20 protein-coding genes and 1 pseudogene are annotated in these 17,893 nt (G+C 62.4%); 16 read left to right on the top strand and 5 right to left on the bottom strand.

What is annotated here, in order from left to right; genetic code table 11:
• Positions 1 to 110: 110 nt before the first annotated feature.
• A complete protein-coding gene (locus ACWHRL_RS12555; RefSeq protein ID WP_447893922.1) occupies positions 111 to 728 on the top strand; it encodes a LysE family translocator in 618 nt (205 codons plus the stop codon).
• Positions 729 to 814: 86 nt separating this feature from the next.
• Complete coding sequence (locus ACWHRL_RS12550; protein ID WP_447893921.1) at positions 815 to 1,309, top strand: glutathione peroxidase; 495 nt, start codon at positions 815 to 817, stop codon at positions 1,307 to 1,309.
• A gap of 10 nt (positions 1,310 to 1,319) precedes the next feature.
• Here ACWHRL_RS12550 and ACWHRL_RS12545 read toward each other — a convergent pair whose 3' ends face one another.
• On the bottom strand, positions 1,320 to 1,703 hold the full coding sequence (locus tag ACWHRL_RS12545; protein WP_447896176.1) for a DUF7079 family protein: 384 nt from the start codon (positions 1,701 to 1,703) through the stop codon (positions 1,320 to 1,322).
• Between the two features lie 178 nt (positions 1,704 to 1,881).
• On the opposite strand from ACWHRL_RS12545, the gene fabV reads away from it, so the two are divergent.
• The 4 genes from fabV (at position 1,882) to ACWHRL_RS12525 (ending at position 5,505) form a co-directional block, all read left to right on the top strand.
• Positions 1,882 to 3,087, top strand: coding sequence for an enoyl-ACP reductase FabV (gene fabV, locus ACWHRL_RS12540; RefSeq protein WP_447893920.1), 1,206 nt, complete (start codon positions 1,882 to 1,884; stop codon positions 3,085 to 3,087).
• A gap of 85 nt (positions 3,088 to 3,172) precedes the next feature.
• Positions 3,173 to 3,385 (top strand): hypothetical protein, encoded by a 213-nt coding sequence (locus ACWHRL_RS12535; protein ID WP_447893919.1) that lies wholly within the window; start codon positions 3,173 to 3,175, stop codon positions 3,383 to 3,385.
• 126 nt (positions 3,386 to 3,511) lie between these two features.
• A complete protein-coding gene (locus ACWHRL_RS12530; RefSeq protein WP_447893918.1) occupies positions 3,512 to 4,396 on the top strand; it encodes a PRC-barrel domain-containing protein in 885 nt (294 codons plus the stop codon).
• Positions 4,397 to 4,584: 188 nt separating this feature from the next.
• Positions 4,585 to 5,505, top strand: coding sequence for a GlxA family transcriptional regulator (locus tag ACWHRL_RS12525; protein ID WP_447896175.1), 921 nt, complete (start codon positions 4,585 to 4,587; stop codon positions 5,503 to 5,505).
• A 72-nt stretch (positions 5,506 to 5,577) separates the two neighbouring features.
• On the opposite strand, the gene ACWHRL_RS12520 is transcribed toward ACWHRL_RS12525, so the two are convergent.
• Positions 5,578 to 6,372 (bottom strand): SDR family NAD(P)-dependent oxidoreductase, encoded by a 795-nt coding sequence (locus tag ACWHRL_RS12520; protein WP_447893917.1) that lies wholly within the window; start codon positions 6,370 to 6,372, stop codon positions 5,578 to 5,580.
• A gap of 267 nt (positions 6,373 to 6,639) precedes the next feature.
• Between ACWHRL_RS12520 and ACWHRL_RS12515 the strand changes: the two genes are divergently transcribed.
• The 6 genes from ACWHRL_RS12515 to ACWHRL_RS12490 are packed head-to-tail and all read left to right on the top strand — an operon-like array spanning position 6,640 to position 13,278.
• Positions 6,640 to 7,854 carry an aspartate aminotransferase family protein gene (locus ACWHRL_RS12515; protein WP_447893916.1) on the top strand — a complete coding sequence of 405 codons (1,215 nt, stop codon included), beginning with the start codon at positions 6,640 to 6,642 and terminating at the stop codon, positions 7,852 to 7,854.
• 17 nt (positions 7,855 to 7,871) lie between these two features.
• Positions 7,872 to 8,963, top strand: a complete 1,092-nt coding sequence (locus ACWHRL_RS12510; protein WP_447529463.1) for an arginine N-succinyltransferase — start codon at positions 7,872 to 7,874, stop codon at positions 8,961 to 8,963.
• Positions 8,963 to 10,006, top strand: a complete 1,044-nt coding sequence (gene astA, locus ACWHRL_RS12505) for an arginine N-succinyltransferase (protein WP_447893915.1) — start codon at positions 8,963 to 8,965, stop codon at positions 10,004 to 10,006. Before ACWHRL_RS12510 ends, astA begins: the two co-directional genes overlap by 1 nt.
• 11 nt (positions 10,007 to 10,017) lie before the next feature.
• Positions 10,018 to 11,490 (top strand): succinylglutamate-semialdehyde dehydrogenase, encoded by a 1,473-nt coding sequence (gene astD / locus ACWHRL_RS12500; protein ID WP_447896174.1) that lies wholly within the window; start codon positions 10,018 to 10,020, stop codon positions 11,488 to 11,490.
• A complete protein-coding gene (astB, locus tag ACWHRL_RS12495; RefSeq protein ID WP_447893914.1) occupies positions 11,487 to 12,839 on the top strand; it encodes an N-succinylarginine dihydrolase in 1,353 nt (450 codons plus the stop codon). Before astD ends, astB begins: the two co-directional genes overlap by 4 nt.
• A gap of 13 nt (positions 12,840 to 12,852) precedes the next feature.
• Positions 12,853 to 13,278, top strand: coding sequence for a GNAT family N-acetyltransferase (locus ACWHRL_RS12490; protein ID WP_447893913.1), 426 nt, complete (start codon positions 12,853 to 12,855; stop codon positions 13,276 to 13,278).
• A 44-nt stretch (positions 13,279 to 13,322) separates the two neighbouring features.
• Here ACWHRL_RS12490 and ACWHRL_RS12485 read toward each other — a convergent pair whose 3' ends face one another.
• Positions 13,323 to 14,258, bottom strand: coding sequence for an EamA family transporter (locus ACWHRL_RS12485; RefSeq protein WP_447893912.1), 936 nt, complete (start codon positions 14,256 to 14,258; stop codon positions 13,323 to 13,325).
• 84 nt (positions 14,259 to 14,342) lie between these two features.
• Here ACWHRL_RS12485 and ACWHRL_RS12480 point away from each other — a divergent pair, with 84 nt between their 5' ends.
• Both ACWHRL_RS12480 and ACWHRL_RS12475 read left to right on the top strand, forming a co-directional pair.
• On the top strand, positions 14,343 to 14,864 hold the full coding sequence (locus ACWHRL_RS12480) for a MarR family winged helix-turn-helix transcriptional regulator (protein ID WP_447893911.1): 522 nt from the start codon (positions 14,343 to 14,345) through the stop codon (positions 14,862 to 14,864).
• 6 nt (positions 14,865 to 14,870) lie between these two features.
• Positions 14,871 to 15,212: a GlpM family protein gene (locus ACWHRL_RS12475; RefSeq protein WP_447529457.1), complete on the top strand. Its 342-nt coding sequence runs from the start codon at positions 14,871 to 14,873 to the stop codon at positions 15,210 to 15,212.
• A 7-nt stretch (positions 15,213 to 15,219) separates the two neighbouring features.
• Here the strand turns inward: ACWHRL_RS12475 and ACWHRL_RS12470 are convergent, their stop codons facing one another.
• Positions 15,220 to 16,104: a LysR family transcriptional regulator gene (locus tag ACWHRL_RS12470; RefSeq protein ID WP_447893909.1), complete on the bottom strand. Its 885-nt coding sequence runs from the start codon at positions 16,102 to 16,104 to the stop codon at positions 15,220 to 15,222.
• Between the two features lie 88 nt (positions 16,105 to 16,192).
• Between ACWHRL_RS12470 and ACWHRL_RS12465 the strand changes: the two are divergent.
• Positions 16,193 to 16,728, top strand: a pseudogene (locus ACWHRL_RS12465) (NAD(P)H-dependent oxidoreductase); the annotation flags it as partial.
• 9 nt (positions 16,729 to 16,737) lie between these two features.
• The gene (locus ACWHRL_RS12460) at positions 16,738 to 16,941 is read left to right on the top strand and encodes a hypothetical protein (protein WP_447896202.1); all 204 of its coding nucleotides are present in this window, start codon (positions 16,738 to 16,740) and stop codon (positions 16,939 to 16,941) included.
• 57 nt (positions 16,942 to 16,998) lie between these two features.
• Here the strand turns inward: ACWHRL_RS12460 and ACWHRL_RS12455 are convergent, their stop codons facing one another.
• Positions 16,999 to 17,892 carry an alpha/beta hydrolase gene (locus ACWHRL_RS12455; RefSeq protein ID WP_447893907.1) on the bottom strand — a complete coding sequence of 298 codons (894 nt, stop codon included), beginning with the start codon at positions 17,890 to 17,892 and terminating at the stop codon, positions 16,999 to 17,001.
• Between the last annotated feature and the right edge of the window lies 1 nt (position 17,893).

Genomic DNA, 17,893 nt, shown 5'->3' with positions numbered 1-17,893 from the left:
TGTTTATCAAAAGGGAAAAATTTTACCCAACAGGGTACCATGCTAAAAGCGTTATTTAAGGGCAAGCGTGACGTGTGTCGGCGCGCGACGACAATTCTTCGGAAAAAAAGATGCAGCTATCATTATGGCTTTCGCTGGTGGCGATATGCGTGATGGGGGCGATGTCGCCCGGGCCGAGCCTGGCGCTCGTGCTACGTCATACGCTGGGAGGCGGGCGTATCAGAGGCGTCACCGCGGCGCTCACCCACGCGTTGGGCGTGGGCTTTTACGCGCTGCTCACGGTGCTGGGCCTGGGTGCGCTGATCGTAAGCCACCCCCAAGTGTTTCAGTGGATCACCTGGCTTGGGGCGGCCTACCTTGCCTGGCTTGGCATCAAAGCGCTGCGGGCGGGCAGCGCCGGGGTGCTGTCGCCGGCGCTTGCGGCCACGACCCAGCGCCAGGCGGTAAAAGAAGCGCTGTTGGTGGCGCTTTGTAACCCCAAGCTCATTTTGTTTTTCGTCGCGCTGCTCAGCCAGTTCGTCACCCCGCAAATGGGCTTTGACGCCAAGGCGATCGTCGTGATCACGGCGATGGTGATCGACGGAGGCTGGTATTTGCTGGTGGCGCTAGGGCTTTCCCACTCCTCGATACTGCCCTGGCTTCAGCGCTACTCGCACTGGGTCAATCGCGTCACCGGTATCTTTTTGATCGCCCTGGCACTTCGCGTGGTGGCCGGGCCGCTGGTCTGAGCGGGAGAGGCCGTGTTCTGGCTTACATGGTCTTCCCGCCTCGATCATGATACACAGTGATTTAGATATATAGGCAGGGGCTTGTGATGACGATTTTCGAGCAGGACTGTTACACCCATCAGGGCCAACCCTTCAACCTGCGCGCGCTGCAAGGACAGGTGCTTTTGGTGGTCAACGTCGCCAGTCAGTGCGGCTTTACTCCGCAGTTAAAAGAGCTCGAAGCACTCTACCAGCGCTACCGCGACCGCGGCTTTACCGTGCTCGGCTTTCCCTGCAACCAGTTCGGCCGCCAATCGCCGGAAGGCGCGGAGGCGTTTTGCCGCTTGGGCGAGGAGCGCTTCGGCGTGCACTTTCCGCTGATGGAGAAGGTCAAGGTGAACGGCCCGGACGCACACCCGCTGTTCGTTCAGCTAAAGGGGCAGGCGCCGGGGCTTTTGGGTACTCAGATGATCAAGTGGAACTTCACCAAGTTTCTGGTCGACCGCGACGGCCAGGTGGTGGCCCGGTTCGGGCCCAAGGAGCACGGCTATCCGCTGCGCCGGGCGCTCGAAGCGGCGCTGGATAAAAGCCCCACCGCTTAGCGGGGGCGGGCTACACCTGGCCGCGCGCGACCATCAAACGGTTCATCAGTGCTGCCCAGCGGTGGCGCACCATCATCGTGGTCAAGCCCGAGAACAGCGCCCAGCTCTTGCGCCGCCAGCCAGTCAAACGCAGGTTGTGCGACACCAGCTGCTGCATCAGCTTACGATCGTCGAACTGACGCCACTCGCTGGCGATGGAGAGCTGGTGGCGCGCCATCACCGGGGCAAGCTCCAGGCGAAACATCCACTCGAGCTCTTTGAACGACATCGTGTGCGCCTCGATGACCTCGACCATGTTCGCGTAATCGCGCTCGCCGGGTTCGCGGTCGAGCCATAACGGGGCAAGCGCCAGCCACAAATCGCCGCGCTCGTCCACTAACTGCTGTGCATTCATCAAGCGTTCATCACTCTTTTGTAGCCGCCTTATCGGGGGTGTCGCATTCATTGCGTATCCTGACGCTAATGGGCGCGAAGCTCAAGGGCGGACAGCGCCGGTCGAGACGGATAGAATAGGCGCTAACGCGGCGGCGCTGCCCGCTGATGAACGCCCATTTTCGATAAGGAGATCCTTCGTGATTATCAAACCCAAAGTACGCGGTTTTATCTGTACGACGACCCATCCCAAGGGCTGCGAGCAGAACGTGCTCGAGCAGATCGAAGCGACCAAAGCGCGCGGTTTGGATAAAAGCAAAGGCCCCAAAAAGGTTCTGGTGATCGGTGCCTCCAGCGGGTACGGCCTGGCGGCGCGGGTGACCGCCGCCTTTGGCTATGGCGCCGATACGCTGGGCGTGTTCTTCGAAAAACCGGGCAGTGAAAAGAAACCCGGCACCGCCGGCTGGTACAACAGCGCCGCCTTCGACAAGTTCGCCAAGCAGGAAGGCCTTTATAGCAAGGCGATCAACGGCGACGCTTTCTCTTCTGATGCGCGCGAAAAAGCCATCGAACTGATCAAACAGGACCTGGGCGAGGTGGATCTGGTGGTCTACTCGCTGGCATCCCCAGTGCGCAAAATGCCCGATACCGGCGAGCTCAAGCGCTCGAGTTTGAAACCGATCGGTGAGACCTACCGCGCCACGGCGATCGATACCAATAAAGACGCCATCATCGAAGCAGAAGTCGAGCCCGCCACCCAGGCCGAGATCGACGACACCATCACCGTGATGGGCGGCGAAGACTGGGAACTTTGGATGAACGCCCTCGATGAAGCCGGCGTGCTCGCCAAGGGGGCCAAAAGCGTAGCGTTTAGCTACATCGGTACCGAGATCACTTGGCCGATCTACTGGCACGGCGCGCTTGGCAAGGCCAAGGAAGATTTGGACCGCGCCGCCACCTCCATCGACGACACGCTAAGCCAAAGCGGCGGCGGGGCGAACGTGGCGGTTCTCAAGTCCGTGGTCACCCAGGCAAGCGCGGCGATCCCGGTCATGCCGCTCTACATCGCCATGGTCTATCGCATCATGAAAGAGCAGGGCCTGCACGAAGGCACCATCGACCAGTTGAACCGCCTCTTTGGCGAGCGCCTCTACGCCGATTCCTCTGTCGACAAAGGGCTCGACGACATGGGCCGTTTCCGTCTCGACGACTGGGAGCTTCGCGACGATGTTCAAAAAGCCTGCCAGGATCTCTGGCCGGAAGTCACCAGCGATAACCTTTTCGAAATTACCGACTATGCTGGTTACAAGCATGACTTTTTGAAATTGTTTGGCTTTGAGCGCACCGACGTCGATTACGACGCCGACGTTAACCCGGAGGTCGAGTTCGACGTCGTATCGCTTTGACCGTAAGCCCCGGCGGTTAACGAAAGGCGGGCGCCCTTTATCGAAAAGAGGGTTAGGCAGGGGCGCCCGCCCGAGGAAGGCGAGTATGGATACCGAAGAAAGCAGCACCCCCAACGAGAAAAAAGAACACGTACTGGGCCAGCGTGTCCCCGAAAAAGAGCCCCAAAAATCCGCCCACCTGCAGCCCGAAGCCAAGCGCTCATCCAAGGGGTTGCATAAGCTTTTGCCCATCGTGATCACTGTGCTGGCCGTCGTGTTGGCACTGGTGATCATTCTGGGGATCGTCAACGGCGGCTAACGCCGCGGAACTCATCCTGGCGTATCGGCAAGCCTCTGCGTTGACTGGCTCGGTGCAATATTTATTGCGTATCGCGGGTTTGCTCACTAGCTTCAATAGAGCATCTTAACTTTAAGGAGACACCCCATGAAACGGACTACATTGGCGGTTGCCATCGCGGCGATTTGTGCAGGCATGTCGATCCATGCGCTGGCCCAGGAAGAGTCGGCTAGCGAGGGTGACCAAGCCGCGGGCGGCTCGACGGAGCAGCAGCAGACCTCCGGCGCTGGCGCCCAGGGCGCCCAAGGCGCGCAAAGCCAGACGAGCACCGAAGACGATAGCGGCGAGATGCAAAGCGGTGATACGGACACCGATTCGGGTACAGATACCGATACGACGGGCGGCAACCAGGGTCAGATGAGCGATGACCAGGGCATGGATACCGACGACGACGCCATGAGCGATGACGCCGCCGGGGGTGATAGTGCAGGTCAAATGGAGAGCGAGCCCAGCCCCACCGATAACGACATGAACACCGAAGATACCATGGCGGACGACACCGCGGTGGACGACGACGAAACCAGCGCCAGCGACGGCCAGATGGGCGGCAACGAAGGTCGCACGCCGAACGCCATGGAAGATCCGGATAACCGCGAATCCGATGAAAGCCTGGCTGAAAACGATACCCAGGGTGGCTTGATGTCGCTGACGATCAGCGAGGTCGAAGGCATGACCGTGGTCAACCAGGAGGGTGAAGAGATCGGTAGCGTCGATAACGTCGTCGAGCACAACGACTCCGGCGATCTCTACGCAATCGTCTCCATTGGCGGCTTCTGGGGCTTCGGTGCCACCGATGTGGCGCTGGCGCTTCAGGAAATCAACGTCGAGGACGACCAGCTCGTCATGCAGACGACCTACGGCAGCGACGAGATCGAGTCCGCCACCGAAGAGTATAACGAGGATAACTACAGCCAGGTCGATGGCGACATGCAGGTAGGCGAGGTGGCCAACCACCCCAACCGTAACCAGTAACGCCTGGCTAAAACATCGAGGCAGCAGGGCAAGGGGTTTCCCCTTGCCCTTTTTCTTGCCTGCTATTTCACGCTGATTTAAAACGCTTTGTTGGTTAAGATGAGCCTTTGTCTTTAACCGGTCGTTTCCCCATGGCGCAAGCGTCGCTACATTCTGCTCGTTCGTTTGCCGGCCAACGTATCGGGGTGCTGCTGTTGCCCGGCTTTTCGCTGCTCTCTCATTCTTGTTTGGTCGAGCCGTTGCTGCTGGCCAACCAGCTAAGCGGTAAGCTTCGTTATCAGGTCGTCACATTGGGCCTTGACGAGGGCAGCGTGCGCAGCGCCGCTGCGCTCACCACCCAGGTCGAGTACGGTTTGCAAAACGCCCCAGGGCAGCTCGATAGCGTTTTTATAGCCGCGCCTTCGCCATTGCCCTATCCGCTTTCTCCAAGGCTTGTCGAGTGGCTTAGAACGCTTGCCAGCAAAACGGCGCTTGGCGGAGTTGCCGGCGGCAGCGAGGTGCTGGCGCGCTGCGGGTTGCTGGACGGCTACCGGGCGACCCTCCCCTGGCAGCGCTTCGCCGCGCTCTCCCAGGCCTACCCGGCGGTCACCTTCACCCAGACGCTGTTTGAAATCGACCGCCACCGGCTGAGCTGCGCCAGTGGCACCGCCGCGCTCGATATGAGCCTGACGCTGATTCGCCGGGACCTGGGCGAGGAGCTTGCCCGAAAAGTCTCGGAGCACTTCGCCTACGAGCGCGTGCGCATGGCCGACGAGCCCCAGCACGTGCCGCTACGTAGCCGCCTGGGCCACGCGCCACAAAGTCTGATAGACGCCGTCGCGTTGATGGAAGCCAATATCGAAGAGCCGTTTTCGACCCTGGAGCTTGCCGAGCATCTGGGCATTTCACGGCGCCAACTCGAGCGGCTTTTCAAGAAGTACCTGCAGGCGGTGCCCAGCCGCTACTACCTGGACTTGCGCCTGCAAGAAGCGCGCAAGCGCCTGCGGGAAAGCGACCAGCCGGTGGGGGATATCGCGCTGGCGGTTGGGTTCTCCTCCGGGGCGCACTTCTCCACCGCCTACCGTAATCACTTCGGGCTTACGCCTCGGGAGGAGCGACTGGTGCCTTGAGCGCACCGAGCGTTCGGCAAAAAGGCCGCGTCGAGCGGCCTTTTCTTCCTCCGGTACGCTTTTCGAGTAACGCTACGCCATGGTATCCACGATGCCGCCTTCCACGCGAAGCGCCGCTCCGGTGGTGGCGCTGGCCTGTTCAGACGCTATGTAAACGCACAGGTTGGCGACCTCGTCCGACGTTGCCAGGCGCTGGATGATGGAAGAAGGGCGGTTTTCGTCGATGAACTGCGTTTCGGCCTCTGCAAGCGAGATGCCTTTCTCTTTGGCCTGCGCCTCCATTAGGCGCATGACGCCTTCAGAGCGCGTGGGCCCGGGCAGGATGGCGTTGACCGTAACGTTGGTGCCGCTCAGGGTTTTGGCAAGCCCGCGAGAGACCGCCTGCAGGGCGGATTTAGTCATGCCGTAGTGAACCATCTCGGTGGGAATGTTCAGCGCCGATTCACTGGAAATAAACTCGACCCGGCCCCAGTTGCGCTCGCGCATGCCCTTGGCGTAATGGCGCGACAGGCGTACTGCGCTCATCACGTTGGTATCGAAAAAGCGCTGCCAGGTGTCGTCGTCGGTGTCAAAAAAGTCGCCGCCTTCGAAGATCCCCACGTTGTTGATTAAAATATCGGCCTCGGGCACGCGCTCTATCAGCTTTTGGCAGCCATCCGCCGTTGCCAGGTCTGCTGCCACGCCGGTGGCGTTGGCGCTATCCACCTCACGACTCAAAGATTCGAGCGCTTGGTCGACGCGCTCTTTGGTGCGCCCGGTAATCACTACCTCGGCACCCGCCGCGGCGAGCCCTTTGGCGATCGCGTAGCCGATACCCGCGGTAGAGCCTGTCACTACCGCCCGTTTACCGCTTAAGTCGATGTGCATCTCGCTCTCCTTGAAAAAGCAACTGGATGGCCGCCTAATGAAACCGTCGCGTTAACGCTAATCTTCAACGCATAACAACTATGGCGGCTGATAATCAAAAATCAAGCTGCCTTCCTGGGGCGTAAGCGCTTCTTTTTTGATAGGTCGTGGTCATCAGTCTTTGCCGGCGAACTGCCGCTTTCCATAATTAACCGTCCCATTCGTGAAAGTGCGAAACCTGCCAGGCTGCGTATACTAAAACCCTTTCGCCCCGACTGGAGACCCTCAATGAGCCATACGCCAAGCCGTCAGGATTTCGATACCTACATGACTCCCAACTACTCGCCCCAGCAGGTGGTGCCGGTGCGCGGCGAGGGTAGCCGCTTGTGGGATCAGGACGGGCGCGAGTATATCGACCTGGCCGGTGGTATCGCCGTGAACTCGCTGGGTCACTGTCATCCGGCGCTGGTGGGTGCGCTCAAGGAGCAGGGCGAAAAGCTCTGGCACCTCTCCAACATCTATACTAACGAGCCGGCTTTGCAGCTTGCCAAAAAGCTCGTCGATAGCACCTTCGCCGAGAAAGTGTATCTCTGCTCCTCGGGGGGCGAGGCCAACGAAGCCGCGCTGAAACTGGCGCGCCGCTACGCCGTGGATCACGTCGGCGAGCACAAGGACAAGATCATCTCCTTTAGCCAGTCCTTTCACGGGCGCACGCTGTTTACCGTCAGCGTCGGTGGCCAGCCCAAGTACTCCCAGGGCTTTGGCCCGATCCCCGGCGGTATCCAGCACGCCACGTTCAACGATTTGGAAAGCGTGCGCGCGCTGATGGGGGAGGACACCTGCGCGGTAATGGTCGAACCCATGCAAGGCGAGGGCGGTATCATCCCCGCTAGCCAGGAATTTTTGGAAGGGCTGCGCGCGCTCTGCGATGAACATGACGCGCTGTTGATCTTTGATGAGGTGCAAACCGGCGTCGGCCGTAGCGGCAAGCTCTACGCCTATCAGCGCTACGGCGTGACCCCGGATATCCTCACCAGCGCCAAGTCGTTGGGCGGTGGTTTCCCCATCGGCGCGATGCTCACCACGGACAAGATCGGCGCCTCTTTGGGCTTTGGCACCCACGGCTCCACCTACGGCGGCAACGCCTTGGGCTCGGCGGTGGCACTGGCTGCACTTAAGGTGATCGACACCCCCGAGGTGCTCGAAGGCGTCGAGACGCGCCATCAGCTTTTTCGTCGCCATCTCGAAGCGATCAACGAAAAGTATGGCGTTTTTAAAGAAGTTCGCGGTATGGGGCTCTTGATCGGCGCGCAGATGAGCGATGACTTCGAAGGCCGGGCGAAGGAGATTCTGCCGCTGGCCATCGAAGAGGGCTTGATGGCGCTGATCGCCGGGCCCAACGTGCTGCGTTTGGCGCCGTCGCTGGTGATCCCCGAAGCCGATATCGAAGAGGCCATGGTGCGCCTGGAGCGCGCGATAAAACGCCTCGTTCACGCTTCATGAGCCGGGCAGACGCAACCATGCCGTCAGAGCGGGTAGGGTTACGCATCGTTCGGCCGGTGGCGATGGCGGACATCGACGCGCTGATGGCGCTGGCCGAAAACGCCGTGCCCAAACTGACCAACTTGCCGGCCAATCGGGAACGCCTGGAGGAGCGCATCGAGCGCTCGCTGGAAGCGTTCGCCCGTCAGGCGGAGTTTCCCGGCGACGAGCAGTATATGTTCGTGCTGGAAGAGGCAAACGATGAAGGCGCGGCGCGGGTGCTGGGCACGGCGACGGTACGCGCCCAGGCTGGCGCCACGGATGCCTACTACACCTACCGTCAGGAAACGCTGATTCACGCCTCCCAGCAGCTGAACGTGCGCCGCGAGGTGCAGACCCTGGCGCTTTCCCACGAGGTGTCCGACGCCACGCTACTCTGTGCGTTCTCCCTCGACCCACGCTATCAGGGCACCAGCGCCGAGAGCCTGCTGCGCCGGGCCAGGCTAATGTTCATCGCCCAGTACCCGGAGCGCTTCTCGCGCATTCTGGCCGTGGCGTTTCCCGGCTACCTGGATGGCGAGCAGCGCTCGCCGTTTTGGGAGAGTGTGGGCAACCACTTCTTCGCGCGCAGTTTCCAGGAGATCAACCACATCGCGGGGATGCGCTCCAAGAGCTTCATCGCTGAAGTGATGCCCCAGTTTCCGCTCTACTTGCCGCTTTTGACGCCCCAGGCGCGGGCGGCGATCGGCCGCGAGCACCCGGCCCATGAAGCGCCTTTGCAGGAGCTTCTGAATGAAGGGTTCGTGCGCTCGCGCCATGTCGATATTTTCGACGCCGGGCCAATCGTAAAGGCCGAGCGCGAACGTCTGGAGACCTTTCGCCAGGCGGGGTGGCATCCGGTGCGTATCCGCCCGGCGCATACGCTGCCGGATGCCGAGCCCGCGCTCATCGCCAATCAGGGCGAGGATTTTCGCTGCCTGGTCGCGCGTTATGCGCTGTCGCCCACCGGCCAGCTGATGCTCAGCCCCGAGCACGCAAAGCGGCTCAACGTGGAAGAAGGCCGGGCGGTGCTGGTGGCCCCGCTTGCGCTGCCCAGCGCCCAGGATGTTCTTGACGAGGGAGAGATGTAATGCGCATTCGGCCCATTGTCCGTGACGATATCGAAGGGCTTCAGGTGCTTGCGCAGCAGGCCGGGGTGGGCTTTACCTCACTGCCCGACAACCGCGAGTTTCTCGCCGAGAAAATCGAATCCGCCGCGCGCGCTTTTGAAGAGCGCACGCCGGTCGACGACCGGCTCTACTTTTTCGTGCTCGAAGACGACGTCACTGGCGAGCTTGCTGGTTGCTGCGCCATCGTGGGTCAGATCGGCCGCGACGTGCCGTTTTATCACTACCGGCTTGGCACGCTTGCCCATTCCTCGATACAGCTCGACTTGCACCGCACCATCGACACGCTTTTTTTAAGCTCGGATCACACCGGCGACGCCGAGGTGTGTTCGCTGTTCGTGCGCCCGGAGTACCGCGGCGAAGCGAACAAGCACCTGCGCAACGGGGCGCTTCTTTCCAAGGCGCGGTGGCTATTCATCGCCCAGTTCCGCGACCGTTTTCCCGATAAAGTGCTGGCGGAAATGCGCGGGGTGTTCGACGAGCACAACCGTAGCCCGTTTTGGGAAAGCCTAGGCAAGCACTTTTTTCCGATGGATTTCGACGAGGCCGACCGGCTGACCGGCATGGGCCAGAAGAGCTTTATCGGCGAGCTCATGCCTAAGTTTCCAATCTACACCACCTTCATGTCCGAACAGGCCCGCGGCTGTATCGGCCAGGTGCATCACCACACCCGCCCGGCGCTCGAGATGCTCAAAAAAGAGGGGCTTCGCTGGGAGGGCTATATCGATATTTTCGACGGCGGCCCCACCGTCGAGGCCTACATCGACGATGTGCGCGCCGTGCGTACCTCGCGAGTGTGCCCGGTAGAGGTCGTTAAAAACGCCGCGCCCCAAAGCGTGAGCCGCTGGCTAGCCGCGACCACCACCATGGGCGATTTCCGCGCCGCCTGGGTGGGCCGGGGGCCCGACGACAACGGCACGCTCGTGCTCAGCGACGAAGAGGCCCGGCGCCTTGGCGTCGGCACCGGCGAATCGCTCAGACTACTCGATACCAGGGAGACGTCATGACCTCATCTTCTTTGAACGCCAAAGCGCAGCAGATGATCGGCGGCCAGTGGCAGGCCGGTGAAGGCGCGGCCTTGACCAAACGAGACCCGGTCGGCGGGCAAACGCTTTGGCAGGGCGAAGGCGCAAGTGCCGGCCAGGTAGGCCAAGCGGTTGCGGCCGCGCGCCAGGCCTTTGGTGGCTGGGCGCGCACGCCCTTCGAGGAGCGCCGCGCGCTGACCGAGCGTTTCGCCGAGGTGCTCAAATCGCGCAGTGAAGAGCTCGCCGTGGCGATCGCTTCAGAAACCGGCAAGCCGCTTTGGGAGGCGCGCACCGAAGCCGGCGCGATGGTCGGCAAGGTCGCGCTCTCCGCCCGGGCGTACACCGAGCGAACCGGCGAGCGCGAGAAGGAAGTCGGCAGCGCCAAAGCCGTGCTGCGCCATCGCCCTCACGGCGTGATGGCGGTGTTCGGCCCCTATAACTTTCCCGGTCATCTGCCCAACGGCCATATCGTACCGGCGCTTTTGGCGGGCAACACCGTGGTCTTCAAGCCCAGTGAGCAGACCCCGCTGACCGCGGACCTGACCCTGCAGTGCTGGTTGGAGGCGGGCCTGCCCGACGGGGTCATCAACCTGGTGCAGGGCGGCGCCGAGGTTGGCCAAGCGCTGGCGGGCAGCGCCCATATCGACGGGCTGCTGTTTACCGGCAGCGCCAAGGTCGGTGGCCTGCTGCACCAGCAGTTTGCCGGCCAGTTGGACAAAATTCTGGCTTTAGAGCTTGGCGGCAACAACCCGCTGGTGGTCAAGGATGTGCAGGACGAGCGCGCCGCCGTATTGACCATTTTGCAATCCGCGTTTCTCTCCGGCGGGCAGCGCTGCACCTGCGCTCGGCGTTTGATCGTGCCCCAAGGCGAGGCCGGTGACCGGCTGGTAGCGGCGCTTTCCGCGGCAATCGAGAAACTGCACGTGGCCGGGCCTTTTGAAGAGAACCCGGCGCCGTTTTACGCGGGGCTTGTAAGCGTTGCCGCCGCGAACGGCCTGCTCGAGGCCCAAAGTGAACTCGAGGCGCTGGGCGGCCGGGTGATCAACCGAATGCAGCGCTTGGAAGACAACACCAGCCTTTTGAGTCCGGCGTTGATCGACGTAACCGGGCTCAACGTGCCCGATGAGGAGCACTTCGGCCCGCTTCTGAAAATTCACCGCTACGGTGATTGGGACGAGGCGATCACGCTTGCCAACGACACCCGCTTTGGGCTCTCCGCTGGGCTAATCGGCGGCGCTCAGGCGGACTGGGACGACTTTTTGCTGCGCATTCGCGCGGGGATCGTCAACTGGAACCGCCAGACCACCGGCGCCTCCGGGGATGCGCCCTTTGGTGGCGTGGGCGACAGCGGTAATCACCGCCCGAGCGCCTTTTACGCGGCGGATTACTGCGCCTACCCGGTGGCCTCGATGGAGGCCGAAACCCTCGAGATGCCCGAGACCCTGCCGCCAGGAGTCACGCTATGAGCCACGGCCAGGCGGATGTTCGCGAGGTCAATTTCGACGGCCTGGTCGGCCCGACTCATAACTACGCCGGACTGGCGGCGGGCAATCTGGCATCGAAGCGCCACGAAGGCCACGTGGCCAACCCCAAAGAGGGCGCGCTGCAGGGGCTTTTGAAGATGAAGTCGCTCATGGAGGCCGGCTACGCCCAGGCAGTGTTGCCGCCCCAGCAGCGCCCGGATGTCGGCGCGCTGCGCGATCTGGGCTTTAGTGGAAGCGACGGCGAGGTGCTGGCGCGCGCCGGGCGGGATGCCCCCCAGCTTTTGCGCGCCGTCTGTTCGGCCTCCAGCATGTGGACCGCCAACGCCGCCACCGTCACGCCCAGTATGGATTCGCCGGACGCCCGCGCGCACTTTACCCCGGCCAACCTGCAGTCGAGCTTTCACCGCTTTCTGGAGCCCGACACCACCGGGCGCGTGCTTCGCTCGATTTTTGCCCATGAGCGCCACTTTAGCCATCATCCGGCGCTGCCCGCCACGCCGGCCTTTTCCGACGAGGGCGCCGCCAATCACACCAGGCTTTGCGGCGAGTACGGCGACCCCGGCGTGCACCTGTTCGTTTACGGGCGTAAGGCGTTTGGCGGCGAGCGCGAACCTCGCCGCTACCCGGCGCGGCAGACGCTGGAGGCGAGCCAGGCCGTGGCTCGCCAGCACGGCCTGAGCGAGGCGCAAACCGTGTTCGCCCAGCAGCGCCCGGACGCCATCGATGCCGGCGTGTTCCACAACGACGTGATCGCCGTGGGCAACGGTCCTGTGCTGCTCTACCACGAGATGGCGTTTCTGGACGAAGAGGCGACGCTCGACGCGCTACGCGCCAAAATGACCACACCTTTGATTGCGGTGCGCGTGCCCCAGGAGGCTGTCAGCCTGGACGACGCGGTGAGCTCGTATCTGTTCAACTCGCAGCTACTTTCCAACCCGGATGGCACCATGACCCTGGTCGTGCCCGGCGAGTGCCAGGAGAACGAGGCGGTATGGCGGCCGCTTCAGGATCTGATTCTGGCGGGCTACAACCCCATCAGCGAGGTCATCGTCAAGGACGTCAAGCAGAGCATGCAAAACGGCGGCGGCCCCGCGTGCCTGCGCTTGCGTGTGGTGCTTTCCGAGGTCGAACGCGACGCGATCGATGGCCGCGTGCTGCTCACGCCCGCGCTGTTCGAGGATCTTAGCGCTTGGGTCGAACACCACTATCGCGACCGGTTGGCCGCGGAAGATCTCGCCGACCCGCAGCTTGCTCGTGAGTCGCTCACCGCCCTCGACGAGCTCACGCAGCTTCTCGAGATCGGCTCGGTGTATCCGTTTCAGTTGGGGTAGGGTGAATCATCCTATGACGCCGCTCTTTCAGCCAACCCGTGACAAGGCGTTTGCTTCACGGCTCATTCAGCACAACATGATGTGTTATTACAAGCGGCTCGACATGCACTGGGACGACGCCGTGTTCGATCGCGATTGGCGCGAGCTCGAAAGCTATCAACTGGTGATTGACGCGTGTGCAGTGGGGCTTTTATGCCTCAACCGCGACGACCATGCGTACTACATCCGCGAGCTGCAGATTGCCCCAACATGGCAGCGGCAGGGGCTGGGGGCGGCAGCCATCCGTTTTACTCATGATAAAGCGCTGCGAGAGGGGGTCTCTGCCTTGCGCCTGCGGGTTTTCTGCATCAACCCGGCCAAGGGGCTCTACGAGCGCATGGGGTTTCATATCCGTAAAACCCAGGATAACACCCATTATATGGAGCGCCCGGTTTTCTGAACGCCCCCTCTCATCCTCGAAACCTTTCTGGCTGATAGCCGAACTCAGGAAAGCGGCTTGGCTTTGCCAACGTTGAGCAGCGCGATACCCGCGCCGATCAGTAGCGCACCCGGCAAGAGCCCTTGCGGGACGCTTTCGCCCTGTAAAAAGATCGCCACCGGTACGCCGAATAGCGCGCCGACGGAGCCCAGCAGGCTCAGCATCACCGGGCCGCCGGTTTTCTGCAGCAGAAAGAGCAGCAGAAATTGACCGGCGAAGACGCACGCCTGTAGCGCCATCAACGCGACCAGACCGGGGCGTAGGTGGGGCACGGCGAGCGAGAAGCCGGGCAAAAAGCCCACACCCAGCAGCAGTACCACCGCGGCCACTAGCATGCCAGGCGCCAGTGCCTGGCCAGAGACGCCGGCCGGCCAGCGCAGTGTGCGGTAAATATTGCCAATCGCCAGCAGTACCGGGCCGAGCAGCGCCAATAGAATCCAGTGTACATCCGCATCCGGGGCGGCCACCTTGTGGGCGGCCAGAACTATCGCCCCCGCCAGTGCCGAGAGTACCCCGAGCCCACGGCTTGGCTGGAAGCGCTCCATTTTTAGAAGCAGCGCGCCCAGATAGGTCAAAAGCGGCGGCAGCGTGATGACCAGCGCCACGAACCCGGCGCCGATATGCGCGATGGCGGAGAAGAAGAGCAGATTGGATCCGGCCACGCCGACCAGCGCCGACACCGTATAGTACTCCAGCGTGCGGGCGTTGACCGGCGGCAGCCGCCCCCGAGCCGCCGCCAGGGCCAGCAGGATGAGTGCGGCCCCACCAAGCGACCAGAACAGAAACGCCAGCGGTGAAAGCGCCATCTCTCCGGCCTGTTTGGCCAGGTTGGTCGAAAGGCCCAGCAGCGCGCCCCCGGTCAGCAAAAAGAGCAGCGAAGCGAGGCGCCTCGAGGTGGGCGAAGTGGCAGAGGGTGAGAGGGCGGAATCGGTTCGCTGCATGACAAGGCTCCGTAGAAATATCTTGATATCAAGGTATCCGGGGCTTTACCTTGACGTCAAGATAAAAAAACGTAAGCTTGGCGCATGGATCACGTCGATAGAATACTCAAACAGTGGCAGCAAGAGCGCCCGGACTTGGACGTGGCGGCCATGGGCACGCTTGGGCGACTCAAGCGGCTGCATAATGCTCTGATGCGCGCCATGGAACCCACCTGGGCGGCGTTTGGGCTGAGCGACTCGAGCTTTGACGTGCTCGCCACGCTCCGGCGCGAAGGCCCGCCCTACGCGCTTTCACCAAGCGATCTTATGGCCTCGACCATGGTGACCTCGGGCACCATGACCCATCGGATTCAGCAGCTCGAAAAAGCGGGGCTCGTCGAACGAGTCAAAAACCCGGACGACGGGCGCGGTTTTTTGATTTCACTTTCAACAGAAGGCTTTGGGCTGATCGATGCCGCCGTGACCGCTCACGTCGAAACGCAGCAGGCGCTGGTCAGCAGCCTGGATAATGCGCAGCGCGGCGAGCTCGATGTATTGCTCAAGCAGATGCTGGAAAGTCTTGATCAGCGCACCCAGGAAAACGACGTCCAGGAAAACGAGAGGTAACGCACGATGGCGCTTTTGTTGAAATGTCTGCTTGGGGCGCTGGCGGTGCTGCTTATTGCGCTTTTGTCGCGCACCAAAAGCTTTTTCATCGCCGGGTTGGTGCCGCTGTTTCCCACTTTTGCGCTGATTGCGCACTACATCGTAGGTTCCGAGCGCGGCATGGCGGATCTGCGCACCACGGCGCTGTTCGGGCTCTGCTCGCTGATTCCCTACGCGGCTTATCTCGTTGCCATCTACTACGTAAGCTACCGGCTCACCCTGACCGGAACCCTGACCGTGGCCACGCTGGTGTGGCTTCTGTTCGCGCTGCTGTTGCTATGGGGTTGGACGCGCTTTTACGCCGGCTAAAAGGCGCTCAACTATAAACAGACGTGCGCCGAACTGCTTGCGTCACCGCCTCCATGAAAGCTCGTACGCGTGCTACCTGGCGAAGATCCGGGTGGGTGAGCAGCCAAAGCGGCGTTGCGAGCGCCTCGATGGGATCGCTCAAGCGTACTAAAGCGCTATCGCCGTCGCCCAGATAGCAGGGGAGTACCGCTATGCCAGCGCCCTCGCGCACCGCCGATTGCATGCCCAGCAGGCTATCCAGCCGGTAGGCGGCGTTTTTATCCTTCATCCAGTTCTCCAAAATGGCGTCGCCCAAGTGAACGTCCGGGCCTACCCAGCACTCATCGAGCAGGGCGCCGGGCGCGCGAGGGGTGGGCGTTGCCTGCCAACGCGTGCGTTGGCCATACACTGCCAGGGCCACCTCGCCGAGCGGACGCCCGACCAGCGCCTCCGGCGGGGTGCGGGTGGGGCGGATGGCGATGTCCGCTTCCCGGCGCGAGAGGCTGTGGCGCTGGTTGGAGATCGCCACTTCGAGGTCGATATCCGGGTGGCGCTTGCGAAACGCGGCGAACACCGGGCTTAAAAGACCGGCGAACAGTGTGTCGGTGGTGGTGATACGCAGCGTGCCCGAAAGCGTGAGATCCTGGCCGACGATGCGCCGCTCGGCGCCGTACACCTCATGCTGTACCCGCTCGGCAGTGGCCGCCAGGTCTTCGCCCGCAAGCGTTGGGGTGTAGCCGTGGCGATGGCGCTCGAACAGCGTGACGTTCAGGCGCTTTTCAATCGCGTTGAGCCGACGAAAGACCGTCGCGTGGCTAACGTGCAGCGCTCGGCTGGCGCCAGAGAGCGAACCCTGTGAAGCGACGGCGAGTACCACCTGCAAGTCATCCCACTTCAACTGCTGTGCATTCATGCAAATCCACTTGTCATTTTTAGGGAATGGGGCGACAAATGCGAACAGGGTAGCCTGTCACTCTACTCAGTGACAGCGAAGGTTGGACATGAACATATTGATCATTTCAGCTCACCCCGAGCGGCGCTCGTTCAACGGCGCGCTGATCGACACCGCGGTTGATCAGCTACACAGCGCGGGGCATACGGTAGAGGTCAACGACCTCTACGCCGAGCGCTTCGACCCGGTCGAGCGCGCCGAACACTACGGGCGCCACAATGACGAGGTCTTCGCCCCGCTCGATGAACAGCGCGCGCACTACGAGCAACAGGCGCTACCGGCGGACGTTGCGCGCGAACTCGAGCGGCTCGAGTGGGCGGACCTGGTGATTTTTCAATTTCCGCTCTGGTGGCACGCCCAGCCGGCCATCTTGAAAGGCTGGTTCGATCGTGTGCTGGTTTACGGGGGCGCTACACCAGCCGGATGCGGTATAACCACGGCTACTTCCAGGGCAAGCGGGCGCTGCTCTCGATCACCGCTGGCTCGCCCCGGCAAGCCTTCCAGCCCTTTGGTCGCGCCGGGGACATGGCTGTCTGGCTCTGGCCGATCCACTCGTCGCTCTACTACGTGGGGTTCGAGGTGCTGGCGCCCCAGGTGAGCTATGGGGTACAGGGCGGCGGTATCGAATATCAACAACAGGAGGCGCTGGTCGAACATCTACAAGGGTGCAAAGAGCGCTGGGCCGAGCGCGTGCAAAAGCTTACCCAGGAGCGGCCGATCCCCTTCGCCGGGTGGGACGACTGGGATGAAACGGGCGTGCTCGAGGACACGGCGCCGCTTCGCTGGCGGGTGGGTTAGCGCTCGCGAGGCGCCCCGCCATAGGCCGGGCCGGCGGGCGGAAAGAGTGGCGGGTGTTTAACGCGGCGCGTCGATAATGGCGACGCCCGTGATCTGATGAAGGGCATCCATCAGCGAAGCGCGAAAGGTTTGGCCGTGGCCCATGCCTGGAAATTCGCGGTAGCTTGCCGTGATGCCGTCCATGGCGTCGAGGCGCTCGGCCAATCTTTCCGGGGCGTCTGGCGCTACGCTCGAAATGCGCTGAACGTGCGCCTGCACGCGCGGGTCGCTCAGGTCGCGGTGGCTGTGGTCGCGTTCGCGCTCGCTACCGCCCAGACTCAGCAGCACCCGTACCGGCTGGCCCGCGTAGCGGGTCGTGAAGCCGCGCTGTGGCTGGCCGAGCAGGGCGCCGTCGGCCCACCAAAGCGATGGGCTACCCGGGGCGTAGGTGGTGAATGCGTCAGGCCGGGTAAACAGCGTATGTAACACGAACAACCCGCCCAGCGAGTGGCCCCAGAGCGTTTGCTGCGCCGGGTCGGTGGTCACGCGCTTTTCGATCTCCGCGCGAACCTGGCCTTCGATTACCTCCAGAAAGGCGTCGGCGCCGCCGCCCGGGTATTCCGGCGAGGGCTCGCCGTCCTCGAGGGGGCGCGCGGTAAAGGTGTAGTCCTGTAGTCGTCGGCGGTCGATACGCAGGTCGTTGTCGTAGCCGACGAATACCAACACCGGTGGAACGCCCTGCTCGCCGAGGGAGTCGAGCAGGCCGGTATCGAATTCCATCAGCGCGGCGTTGGCGTCGAGCATCCAGAACGCCGGAAACCCGTTTTCGGGGGCGCTTTCTGTCGGAATGCCCAGCGTGACGCGCCAGCGCTTTTCGCTTCCGACCAAAAAGCGCTCGAAGCGGTACGTTTCCAGCCGTTCATCCAAAACGGTGTGGCCTATGGACTGTTGCGGATCGCGTTGCTGGGCCAAG

Source organism: Vreelandella sp. GE22, from assembly GCF_968212445.1.
The sequence above is the reverse complement of the archived record's forward strand: the minus strand, read 5'-3'. Positions and strand labels throughout refer to the sequence as shown.